The following is a 12,200-nucleotide window of genomic DNA, read 5'->3' on the forward strand; positions in this document are numbered from 1 at the left end:
CTCCTTTCTAATATTCTTCTTTTTCAGTAAATAATGTATTGGCTACCTTACTACATACCCATACGAGACATAACAGTGCAACAGATACTGCCGCCGCATAACCCATCTCGTATCTTACAAATGCGTAATCATCAATGTGGTTGGCTATCAGCTGTCCGGAATATCCCGGTGTCGGGTTTGCTCCTGCTAACTGTACACCAATCCAACCCATGTTAAATGCATTTACAATAGACATAACCGCACCGAATAACATCTGTGGTTTCATTGAAGGTATCGTAATGTATATAATTTCCTGGGCTCTGTTTTTGATACCGTCCACATAAGCCGCCTCGTATAGTTCCTGATCTATGTTCATAATACCTGATATCATAGATAAGAATCCGATACCCATTGAAGACCACAGGGATATAAATATCATAATTCCCATAAAGTAATCTGACGAAATCAACCACTGTATAGGCTGATTAATAAATCCAAGTTTCTGCAGCCATGCATTAGCAAGACCGTTTTGGTCACCTGAGAAGATTGTCTTCCAGATGTACTGAATCATAATCTGACCTGCCATGGAAGGTGTGTACATTGCCAGGGCATATAATGTTCTTGCCCTTGGTGTAACCTGTGCTAATATCCATGCCATTATAAATGACATAACGTATCCGCCTACACCTACTACTATGGCATATAACACTGTATTTGGAAGAACGTATTTCATAAATACTTCATCACCTGTGAGAAGTGTTACATAGTTAGTCATTCCTGCAAACTTTGGTGTATTAATAACGTCAAAGTAAGTGAATGATAAGCCTATGGCAATTATGATTGGTAATAAAATAAATGTAAAAAACAATAATCCGTACGGAAGTAAAAGTAAAAACGAATGAAAGCCTTCTGTCTGGTAAAACTTTTTACTGCTTCTTACTTTTACCTTTTTTGTAGCTACGGCTGTATTACTCATTCGAACTTACCTCCTCTCCCGGATCTGCTTTTGCCTTATCCTGATTTTCTTTTATCCAGTCATATCCCTGGAGTTTGAATTTCTTAACCATTTTTCCGTTTTCATCGTAATAGCCAAGTTCCTTCATTTTACGAACAATTTCTTTATTAACATCATTCTTTGCTTCATCTACTGCGACCTGACCTGCAGTACCGTCAAATACCATTGTTGTCCAAATATTAGAAATAGTTCTTTCCAGTAAATACTGTCCCGGTGTTCTTGTAACGTCTGTTACATAATTAATCTGTTCTGTAATAATCTTCTTGTCAGCTTCATCCATAGGGTTATTTTCCAATGCTGCCCTGTTAGCTGATAACCAGAAGAATGTCTTTCCATATGATGAGCGAAGTGTGTATGTATATTCTGTCTGAACGCTCTTACTTGTCCACCACTTAAGGAATTCCCATGCTTCCTGCTTCTTATCAGATGTGTTAAAGATTGCTCCACCTGTACCGTTTGCAACAAAAGTTCTGTTGACTGTTCCATCTTCCTGTTTTGTACCAAGATACTGTGAAATAGCCCATTTACCGTCTAATTCTTTTGCTCCGTTTTTAATAAGTGTGTAATCTTCCATTCCTACGATACCAATAGGTAATACTGAATATCTGAATGAGTTAAAGAATGTCTGCACTGATGTATCAAGAGAATACTTAGTAAACAAATCACCAAGTAACTGTAATCCCTTAACTGATTTCTTAGAATCAATACCTGTTGTAATCAGTCCGTTATCATCCTGAGTGTATAACTCTCCACCATTCTGTAATATCATTGGCGCTGTCTGATAGAACCACTTATAACCTGTTGTTCCTAAAGAAATGTTGTGATAGAAGTTCATTCCATATCTCTGTAATGTAGGAAGAATTTCAATTAAATCATCCCATGTATTAGGAACCTTTAACCCAAGGTTTTTAAATATATCCGTTCTGTAAACGATTGCATTAAAGTCTGTTGTTTCAGGTATAGCATACATTCCTTCATTATATACATATGATACAAATGAACCTGTAGGGAATCTTCTTGCTACAGTCCAGAAATCATCAAACTTAGTCAAGTCATATAAAGCACCACGGCTTGATAAATCAAATGGTACATATGACATAAGTCCCAATGCCACATCAGGTGTCTGGTCAGCTGCAATAGCCAGTGTCAGTTTGCTGACATCAGGCATTGTTGAAACCTTAACCTTAATATCTTTTCCGGTCTGTTCCTTATAATATGGAACAAACTCTGTATCTACCATCTTCTGAAGTAAGTCAACGTGAGTAATTGCTCTGTTTACCCAGATAGTAAGAGTTTTGCTGTCCTCTTTTGCTCCTGTTGCATATTTATCAGAAGTAAAAGTATTTACCAGTGATCTTACACCTGTCCACATTGAACTTGCCAATGATGGATTTGCACTTTTAATCTGATTCTTTTCTCCATAGATATAGATTCTGTCTAATGTAAATTCATTAGATGTTACCTCTGTTGTAAAGTTACTAAGTGAAACTAATATAGAGTTTTCAGCACCTGTTAAATCTTTAGTATGAAGTGCAATTTCATCAGGATATTTTTTCATTGTCTTAATAAATTGCTGTGCTTCATCAAGATATGCCAATATGGCACTTGAATTTCCATTTGGTGAATAATCCTGAAGCAAATATCTTATATGTTTAATAATTGTTTCGTAAGCATTAAGGTAATCAGAGATTTCCGGAATGTACTTTGTCATTTTCCAGTTTCTCTCTGTATCAACATCACTACCCGTAATTTTTGTAATTTCCAGCTGGAAATCTGTAAGATGCTGCTGTAAAAGAAGAGCATATCTGTATGCTTCCATTACCGGCTCATTTTCCTGCTTAATTGCGATAGTGTGTTTGCCTTCTGTTAAATAGAAATTGTAATTGTTTCCATCTTTGTCTGCCAATGTCACATTTTCATAGCCTGATGATACAGGTTCAAATGCGTAATTGTACATTTCCTCAAATGGAACTTCCCCATCTATTTTTATTGTTTCAAATGACTGGAATTCTTTCTTTCCATTGTCATAGTGGAATGCAATATTGTAATTTCCTGTTTTCTTTACATTAAATGTATATACAATTTCGTTACCTGCTGAATTCCACTGTAATGTATTTAACTTTTCGTGATCTATGTTGAATCTTGTAAGTGATGTATTTGTATCGGTTCCATACACAGCGTCTGTTGAATTTTTCTGTGTATAATAAACTGCATCAATTTCTAGCTGATCATCTTCCGCTGTTACTAACTCTGCATCCTGATGCTGTGCCGCATAGTCTTTATATGATGCAACATTTGTTTTTGCTTCCTGCGCCATTAACTTGCCAAGAGCTAATCCACCTGATGAAACATTTTCGATATTGATTTCATTTTCTCCCTTTTCTAAATAGAAACATAATGGTGTGCTTGATACATATGTATTGTTGTATAAGTATGTATTGGTCCATTTCTGTATTCTGTTCTGACTAGGTGCCATTTCATCACCATAGCTGTCTAAAGGAAAATCTTTCTTTTCGTCGCTTCCTACATATTTGTCAGTATCTACGTCTGTCCATAAAATAGGAAGTGCAATGGTATTCATTTCTGAATACTGCTGTTTTCCATTAATGGTAGCACTGACGGTGTAATCTGATAAGGACTCACCTACTGACATATAATCTATGTTTAAATAATATAATCCGGATTTTTCTACGGATACTTTATATTTGGCAACATCTGTATAGTCTAATTCCACCATGTCTGAATCATATTCTTTAACAGCTTCAGGCGTGGTGTCATCTGTGTTTTTCTTTTTCTCAGCGTAATATACCTTAGCATCTTTGCCGTTTTCTAAAACCGCCTGATGATTTCCCTCACCGATTTCTTTATTTGTCTTAATAAAGTCTGTATAGTAAACCTCTGTTTTTTCACCATCATCAAGGTACGCATTAGCCAATAAGTCATAAGCCTTTTGGACTTTATGATTATCTGCATCCTTTATGTAAGTTACTTTTGTACTAAATACAAACTGATTAAGGCATACAGCTGCAACAATGACACACACTATACCAATTATAATAGCAATAACTTTTCTTTTCATTGTTGTCCTTTCCTTTTTATAAAAGCGGAACTACGTTTTTGTAGTTCCGCAATTACTTATGTATTAATTATTAGTTACGATTATTTTAAGTCTGCGTCCTCAAATCCGTAATATTCTTTTAATGCATCTTTTAACTGTTTCTGTGCTGTCTGAATACGCTTGTTGCATGAATCATTCCAATCTGATAATCTTGACTTAACATTATCTGCCCAATCCTTATCAGTAAACCATGCTCCGGCAACATTTTCCTGTCCGCAGTTAATCCATTCGTAAAGTGTCTTTGTTGTGTCACCGTTTTCTGAAATTGTGCTAGTCCAGCATTTGTCAATGTAATCCCATGTCTTTCCTTCTTTCCAGATTTCAAGAACTTTCTGGAATCCTTCTTTATCAGCATATGCTTTATGAGCGTCAAGCTTGTTCCAGATTTCCATCTGTGCATCGTAATCATCACCTGAAACTACAGGGAATGTATCACCTGCTGCTGACTTAAGCTGACCATTGTCTGACCACTTCTGATCAAATATTGCCTGTCTTGCTGCTGTACTTGCTGTCCAGAATGAAGCAAATGTATATGTAACATCAAGTTTCTGTTTTTCTTCATCACTCCATTCAGATTTCTTGTCATCTAATGAATAGTTGTGAAGACAAATAGGATCCATAATTACCTTAATTGTATTTTCACAGTAGTCTGTTGATGGGTATGGGTAAATGTCCCAGTCAGCTGACTTAATATAAGCGTCGCTATCCTTTGCTGATTCATCAGCACCTGCTGTAAGGAACCAAGGATCTTCAAAGTTTACAAGAGATCTGTTGTTTGTGAAGTAGTACCAGCTATATGCTGAACATTCTTTTACAATATCCTTTGTAATCTTTCCAGCACCTGCTGCAACGTCAATAGACTTTTCAGCCCATTTAGGGAAATACTTAAGAAGTGATTTTACTTCATCACTATTTAAGTCAATTTTGTTTTCTTCCTTAATCATCTTATTAATAGTTGTTGTTCCAAGGTTTACAATATCAACAGGTGTTCCCTTTGAACCCCAGAATGTTTTTCCATCCGCCTTTGAAACAAAACGTGTATATTCATCAATGCTCCAGTCAGGCTTTGGAACGTTAATATTGTTATCTTCTGCTAATGCCTTGTTAACCCAGATTCCACCAGGAATTGTGTATGATGGAAGTCCTGCCTGGAATCCATAATAGTTAAGATTGCTCATAAGTGTTTCGTTATACTTCTTATATGTTGCGTCATCCTTGTATGCTGACAAATCAGCAACTAAACCTTTTTTAATGTCGTTTATTACGTTTGTTGATCCCCAAATATCAGGATACTTTTTGTACTTCGCCTGGAAGTTTTCCATTTCCTGTTCCCATGATGCTGTGTTGTACTGATCAGGGTCACCAACTTTTGACCATAAATTAATCTTAATGTTAGGGTATACAGTGTGGAACTTCTGAGCCACTGCGTATACCTGTGCTACGTTCTGAGCCACAATCTTGCTAGGATCTGATAATTTCTTTCCTGCTGCGCTATCAGGATTTCCGATATCCTCATAGTATTCTCCATCACCGGACCATACCATAATAGATACTTCTCCCTTAGTGTCCTTTGCCAAACCTGTTGTAATGCCGAGATTGTCGCTGCCATCTCCGCCCTTCTTGCTCTCCTTAGAGCTTCCACAACCTGTTAATGCCATTGAAGCACCAAGTGTCAATGTTAATGTTAAAGCTAATGCTTTACGGCCTAATTTTTTCATTTTAATATCCTCCTTCATTTTGAAAAAATTTAATCACCTACATTAGAAACCACATAGTGATTTTCTTTAAAACGATTTTATCACAAGAATATGTACAAATCAACAGTAAAAAACGATTTTACAATATTTTTTATTGTAATATTTTAACAACGGATTGAAAACGCTTTTCATAATTTTTTACTATATTTTCCAATATAATTTTGTATACTTATCAATAATCCCAATATTTAGTGAAACGTTTTCACTAAAACGCCCTATTTGGTGGCTAAAGATTTATTTTTTTTATGAAGTGTCTTATTCATTAATTTCTATTTTTCCGACAAATAAAAAAAGCAGCCACCAACTAAAAGTCAATGACCGCTCTTTTCAGATAAATATTTTATTTTAATTAAGCTTCTTTTCTTTTTCTTGAAAAGACAACGATAACTGCTGCTGCTGCGATAGCTGCTACTGCACAAGCGTAAGGTCCGAAATCTCCGGTTGCTACTGTTGTTGTATTTGTAGCAGGCTGTGTTGTATTGCCACCATTGTTGTTCTGCTGATTGTCACTTGCTGCTGCAGGTGCTGCTAATGAATAATCTGTACATGTGATTACTGTAGCCTTTGCAGCCATATCTCCATCACCGTCTGAAATAGCTGACTTTCCGCCTTCAGCCCATGTGTACAAATCTTTTTCATCATCTCTGTCACCAAAATCTCCACCTAATCCAAAGTAAATTGAATTAGCATCACATTTAGCTGTAAATGTTTCATCAACTGTTACTGCCTGATTTTTTGGTAACTTAACCCATTTAGCAAATGCAATATTTTCCTTAGTTGCAATCTTAATTACAACCCATTTGTCCATCTTAGTTGATTTCAATGTACACTTTAATGTATACTGCTCACCTTTTTTAATATCAACTTTTCCTTTGCCTTCCTGGAATACCTGGTATCCCCAAACACCACCCCAACCGATAGTGTCCATGTTAGCTGTCCAGCCTGTAGCTGAATTTTCCTTAAATGAACCTTCTGATGCTTCGTACCATACATTACCTTCTGAGAAACCTATGTAATGTCCCCAGGTACCTGCTGCGAAACAACTTGCGCTCATGCCTGCAGTTAATGCAACTGTAGCTACTACTGCCGCAATTCTTTTTAATACTTTCATTTTATTTCCTCCTTTATTCAGATAAATATACCCGATATATTGTGAGTATAGCACGAAGAATACCGTAGTTCAATAAATAAAATCATTTTTATTATCCTTTCTAACAATTTTTACAATCTTTTATGTCTTATTCTGTACATTGTCAACAAAGTTGTTGTTTCTGCAATTTTAAACTTTTTTCCTTTGCATATTCATTTTTACCTATAAATATGTTACTATGTTTAAGGCTGTTTTTTAATAGTTTTATCATAATATGAAATCAGTTATTTTTATCTGATTTACATTAAATATAGGAGGTTATTATGATTCGTCTTATAGGAGTTTTTTTATTCCTTGTAGTTTACTTTATTATATCATTACCAATACAGTTAGCTGAACTTATTATTCAAAAATTTAATATGGATATAAGAAATAAAAGCAGTCTTTCTTTTGTACAATGGGGATTGAAATGTGTAATGTTTATTTCAGGAGTAAAACTTGAAGTTACGGGATATGAGAATATTCCTAAGGATACTCCTGTTTTGTTTGTAGGAAATCACAACAGTTTTTACGATATTATTGTTACTTATCCGTTGATGGAACGACCAACAGGATTTGTTGCAAAAAAGGAAATAAAAAAAGTACCATTTCTTAGCTGGTGGATGTATTTTGTAAATTGCATCTTTTTAGACAGAAGTGATCCAAGAGCCGGGCTTAAATCTGTTTTAGATGCGGCAGGTCTTATTAAAAAGGGCATTTCTGTATTTTTGTTTCCTGAGGGAACCCGTTCAAAAGACGGAAATATGCTGGAATTTAAGGACGGTGGTTTTAAAATTGCTACTAAATCAAAGTGTCCCATTGTTCCTGTAGGAATAACAGGTTCTGCAGATGTTTTTGAGAATCATTTTCCTCTTATTAAATCAACTAAAGTAACTGTAACCTTTGCCGAGCCTATTTATACCGCTGATTTATCCAGGGAAGAAACCAAAGGACTTTCCGCAAGGGTTAAAGGAGAAATTCAAAATATTATTTCTAAATAATAACTTTTTGTTTTTTGATGTTTAAAAAATTTTATGCCAATGGGGGTAAGCCATGGGTTTTGACCAATGAAAATTTTACTTTTAACCCTCTCATCTTAATATTTTATTGTAAATTTTTCTGTTAAATGATAGAATAACACAAGAGACAAAAAAGTGGAGGTACATAATGAATATTTTAAACAATATTTCACCAATTATGGCACTTAGCGGACTGACAATCGGACTTATTGTGGTGGTTGCAGTTTTGTTAGTAGCTGTTATTGTTCTTTATTTTATAGGTCGTAAAGCCGAAAAGAAACAGGCAGAGCAGGAAAAGACCATGAAAGAAAATGCTCAGACAGTCAGCCTGTTTGTTATTGATAAGAAGAAGTTAAAACTTAAGGATTCAGGACTTCCGAGTATCGTTCTTGAGCAGACACCTAAGTATGCCAGACGTGCAAAGGTTCCTATTGTAAAAGTTAAGGCAGGTCCAAGAGTTATGAATCTGATTGCAGATGCAAAGATTTACGATCAGATTTTACCAAAGCAGGAAATTAAAGCTACTGTCAGTGGTATTTATATCACTTCATTTAAAAGAATACGTGGTCCTATCTACGAACCGCCAAAAAAGAAGAAACATTTTTGGCAAAAAAGTAAATAAGACAGCACATAAAAAAAGTCCCGATACACCGGGACTTTTTTTATGCATTTTTTAGTTTCTAAGCTGTCTGCCTCTCGGCAAGCTGCCTCTTTAATTCCTCTATTTCTTTTTCATATCTTCTACGTTCTTTTTCTATTTGACTTTGCTTTTCGTCCAGCTTCTCCTGCATCCTTTTGCGTTCAGCTTCTCCTCTTGCTTCTCCTAATGCTTCCCCACTCATTCTTGCATCCCTCATCATGTCATCAATTGCCTTACACATATCCTGCTTTTCCTCCTTCTCTTCAATCTTTATGTTAATGTTTGCACATTCCCTGATTACCACCATGGCACCCCCTTCTTTTAATATTTCGAGATATATACTATTAGTTTTTTTAATTTCTTTATAGTATACACCGGATATAAAAAAAATACAATAGTGAGGATTAGAATCCACTTGCAATCCTCACATCACAGTATCTTTATTACATCTTATATTTATTATAGTATATATTATTTGTTGTGTTGTCAAGTCGTTTTTTAAATTATACATATTTTTTGTGTTTTCTTTGAATAGTTACCGGAAAATGTAAATTTCACCTACACCCGGCTTAAATCAATTTCAATTTCACTGTCCGATATTTTACTGTTGTTGGCATATAATTCATATGCAATTTTCAAATTAATTTTGTCTTTTTCTTCAACCACATTAATATCCTTAGTCAAAACCTCCATAAGTAAGTCACCATATGGCGTGCTGTGCAATGCCTGATTGTTCTTCCCTTTTTCAAAAATCATTTTTCCACTCATGAATCCTGACCTTTTAACCTCTGCAAAGGAATCGTTAAACTTAATTATATTCTTTGTTTTCACTCCGGTTTCATCATCAATGTCCTCATAAGTTACATAATGCTTGCTATTTCTTGTATAATATTTTCCCGGAGTTACGGTTTCAACGCTGTCTCCTGTTTCTTCCACTATCTGAAGTCCCTTTACTTTTACTATTACCTTGCTATTTACCATCCTAGTATTCCTCTATATTTATCTGATTTGCCTCGTCCACATCAAAAGGCATAATTGAATCTGCAAAACTTTCAAACCTGTCAGCAGCATCGCTTACATAAAAGTCACATGTAGGGTTAGCATTAATATCTGCTCTTATTCCATGCTGGGTTAAAAGCTCCCCTAAGCTAATGGCTGTCTCATAGGCAGGATTTACCAAATTAACATCCGGGCCCATTATTTTTCCTATGGTACTTCTTAAAAGAGGATAATGGGTACAGCCTAAAATAAGACTGTCTATGTTTTGTTCCTTAAGTTCGTCTAAATATCTTCTTGCAATCTCATCCGTCACTTCGTCATGAAGCATTCCCTCTTCTACCAAAGGGCAAAACAAAGGACACGCCTTTCCTATAACAATTATTTCAGGGTCAATGCTTCTTATATATTCAGTATATAATTTACTTTTAATGGTTCCTTCCGTTCCAATAATACCAATACGCTTGTTTTTGGTAGTTTCTATGGCAGCAATTGCTCCCGGTTTTACCACACCTATAACAGGTATATCTAATTCCTTCTCTATGGTATCAAGGGCAAATGCACTTGCAGTATTACATGCAACAACAATTGCCTTTACATCCTTTGTTCTCAGAAAATGTACTATCTGCCTTGAATATCTGATAATTGTATTTTTGGATTTACTTCCATAAGGAACTCTGGCGGTATCTCCAAAATATACAATGCTTTCATTAGGAAGCTGTCTTGTAATTTCCCTTGCTACCGTAAGTCCGCCCACACCTGAATCAAAAACTCCTATAGGTGCGTTATTATTTATTAATTCCATAATACATTTCCTCCTATACTTTGATATATTTTACCTTTTATCCCCCGTTATTTCAATAGAATTAAAAGCATTTGTATAAAAAGATTATAAGAGGCAATACTCTAAATACAACCACTAAAGTAAGAGACAAAAATTAACTATGTTTATTAAAAAAACGTTTCCGACACTTAGCCCTCCACCAAAGGGTGGGGCAATACATATTCTATAAGGAGATTGAACAATGAGAAATAAAAGAATATTTTTAAGTTTTATAATTTTTATTGCAGGTATTGTAATGTTTAACTTTTACAAAAGTTCTGAAACTACTGCTACGGTAAAAGCCCTGTCTGAAAGTGCCATACGCTTCCATGTCCGTGCCAACAGTGATTCCCAAGATGACCAGGCCCTAAAAATGGAGGTAAAAGAAAAAGTAGTTGACTACATATATAAAAATACAAAAACCTTAAATACCCTTTCCGAAACAAAGGATTTTATACTAAAAAACGATAATAAAATAAAAAAGCTGGCAACTGAGACTATCCGAAATTCAGGATATGATTACTCAGTATCTTCCAGCTTTGGAATGCAGGATTTTCCTGTTAAAACCTATGGTGATGTTACCTTTCCTAAAGGCCGCTACACATCATATACCATTTATATAGGAGAAGGCATAGGGCATAACTGGTGGTGCGTGTTGTATCCCCCATTATGCTTCGTAGATGCCTCCACCGGGGTAGTTCCTAACTCATCTAAAGAAATGCTTAAGGAATCCCTTACGGAAAAAGAGTATGACACCGTAGTTCAGTATCGTTTTAAATATCTTACCTTTTTTAACAACTTTATCAATTAATAAATTCCGTTAAGTAAAGCTGTTCCGTAAGATTGTTCTGCGTTAAATTTTCCATAACCTTTTCTGCCTTTTCAATATTATCAAAAAGTCCAAATACTGTAGGACCGCTTCCACTCATTATGGAATTTAAGGCACCTCCATTAATCATTATATCTTTTATTTGAGATATAACAGGATATTCAGGCACTGTCACGTCCTCCATTACATTATATAAAAGCTTTGACAGTGCGTACAAATCCTTGTTTCTAATGGCATCTGCCATTTTTTCAATATCCGGGCGTTTCTCAATTGAATCCGGCTTTATGTGTCCATAAACATATGCTGTAGATACGGAAACCGGAGGTTTTGCTATTATAACATGACACTTCGGTGGTGCCGGCAGTGGTGTTAATATTTCTCCAATACCTCTGGCAATAGCCGTTCCACCCATTATGCAGTAAGGGACATCTGCCCCGAGCTTTACTCCTCTTTCCATTAGTGCCTTTTCATCTAAATTGAGCTTAAACATCTCATTAATTCCCTTAAGGGTAGCTGCACAGTCTGCGCTCCCTCCTGCCATTCCTCCGGCAATAGGAATTCTTTTGTTAATTCTGATTTCAATTCCATCATTGATTCCAAATTCGTCAAATAACATCCTTGCTGCCATATAAGCCAGATTTCCCTTTTCATTTGACAAAACTTCTTTATCTGTAGTTACCTTTATTTCACCATTTTTTTCTGTTTTAGTTATAATAATATCGTCGTAAACATTTACCGTCTGCATAATCATGTCAAGGTCATGATATCCGTCAGGTCTTTTTCTTATAACATCTAATCCTAAATTAATCTTTCCATAGGCTTTTAATTCTATCTTATCTGACAACTTCCGTTCCTCCAAAAACTATATTCTCTTAAAGTATACTTTTTTTAACTG

11 protein-coding genes are annotated in these 12,200 nt (G+C 35.4%); 3 read left to right on the forward strand and 8 right to left on the reverse strand.

Features of this window, described 5'->3' with window-relative positions:
* Nucleotides 1–7 precede the first annotated feature (7 nt).
* The 4 genes from DWW68_RS10220 to DWW68_RS10235 all read right to left on the reverse strand — a co-directional run bounded on the left by DWW68_RS10220 (nucleotide 8) and on the right by DWW68_RS10235 (nucleotide 6,980).
* Nucleotides 8–955, reverse strand: a complete 948-nt coding sequence (locus DWW68_RS10220; RefSeq protein ID WP_118589998.1) for a sugar ABC transporter permease — start codon at nucleotides 953–955, stop codon at nucleotides 8–10.
* The gene (locus DWW68_RS10225) at nucleotides 948–4,073 is read right to left on the reverse strand and encodes an extracellular solute-binding protein (protein ID WP_118589996.1); all 3,126 of its coding nucleotides are present in this window, start codon (nucleotides 4,071–4,073) and stop codon (nucleotides 948–950) included. The genes DWW68_RS10220 and DWW68_RS10225 overlap by 8 nt, the downstream gene beginning before the upstream one ends.
* Before the next feature lie 80 nt (nucleotides 4,074–4,153).
* Nucleotides 4,154–5,830 carry a hypothetical protein gene (locus DWW68_RS10230; RefSeq protein WP_118589994.1) on the reverse strand — a complete coding sequence of 559 codons (1,677 nt, stop codon included), beginning with the start codon at nucleotides 5,828–5,830 and terminating at the stop codon, nucleotides 4,154–4,156.
* A 388-nt stretch (nucleotides 5,831–6,218) separates the two neighbouring features.
* The gene (locus DWW68_RS10235) at nucleotides 6,219–6,980 is read right to left on the reverse strand and encodes a hypothetical protein (protein ID WP_118589992.1); all 762 of its coding nucleotides are present in this window, start codon (nucleotides 6,978–6,980) and stop codon (nucleotides 6,219–6,221) included.
* Nucleotides 6,981–7,282: 302 nt separating this feature from the next.
* On the opposite strand from DWW68_RS10235, the gene DWW68_RS10240 reads away from it, so the two are divergent.
* Nucleotides 7,283–7,999 carry a lysophospholipid acyltransferase family protein gene (locus DWW68_RS10240; protein ID WP_021952092.1) on the forward strand — a complete coding sequence of 239 codons (717 nt, stop codon included), beginning with the start codon at nucleotides 7,283–7,285 and terminating at the stop codon, nucleotides 7,997–7,999.
* Nucleotides 8,000–8,165: 166 nt separating this feature from the next.
* Complete coding sequence (locus tag DWW68_RS10245) at nucleotides 8,166–8,639, forward strand: hypothetical protein (RefSeq protein WP_021952091.1); 474 nt, start codon at nucleotides 8,166–8,168, stop codon at nucleotides 8,637–8,639.
* 58 nt (nucleotides 8,640–8,697) lie between these two features.
* Here the strand turns inward: DWW68_RS10245 and DWW68_RS10250 are convergent, their stop codons facing one another.
* The 3 genes from DWW68_RS10250 to murI form a co-directional block, all read right to left on the reverse strand.
* Nucleotides 8,698–8,964, reverse strand: coding sequence for a hypothetical protein (locus DWW68_RS10250; RefSeq protein WP_118594996.1), 267 nt, complete (start codon nucleotides 8,962–8,964; stop codon nucleotides 8,698–8,700).
* A gap of 251 nt (nucleotides 8,965–9,215) precedes the next feature.
* Nucleotides 9,216–9,638 carry a DUF1934 domain-containing protein gene (locus DWW68_RS10255; protein WP_118589988.1) on the reverse strand — a complete coding sequence of 141 codons (423 nt, stop codon included), beginning with the start codon at nucleotides 9,636–9,638 and terminating at the stop codon, nucleotides 9,216–9,218.
* 1 nt (nucleotide 9,639) lies between these two features.
* Nucleotides 9,640–10,458, reverse strand: coding sequence for a glutamate racemase (gene murI, locus DWW68_RS10260; RefSeq protein WP_021951818.1), 819 nt, complete (start codon nucleotides 10,456–10,458; stop codon nucleotides 9,640–9,642).
* 220 nt (nucleotides 10,459–10,678) lie between these two features.
* Between murI and spoIIR the strand changes: the two genes are divergently transcribed.
* Entirely contained in the window at nucleotides 10,679–11,287 is a 609-nt protein-coding gene (gene spoIIR, locus DWW68_RS10265; RefSeq protein ID WP_118589985.1) for a stage II sporulation protein R, read from the forward strand.
* On the opposite strand, the gene ispE is transcribed toward spoIIR, so the two are convergent.
* The gene (gene ispE, locus DWW68_RS10270) at nucleotides 11,280–12,149 is read right to left on the reverse strand and encodes a 4-(cytidine 5'-diphospho)-2-C-methyl-D-erythritol kinase (protein WP_021951816.1); all 870 of its coding nucleotides are present in this window, start codon (nucleotides 12,147–12,149) and stop codon (nucleotides 11,280–11,282) included. The two genes, spoIIR and ispE, sit on opposite strands and share 8 nt — an antisense overlap.
* Nucleotides 12,150–12,200 lie beyond the last annotated feature (51 nt).

This window comes from Eubacterium sp. AF16-48 (assembly GCF_003479405.1).
Taxonomy (GTDB): Bacteria; Bacillota; Clostridia; order Lachnospirales; family Lachnospiraceae; genus Eubacterium_G; species Eubacterium_G segne.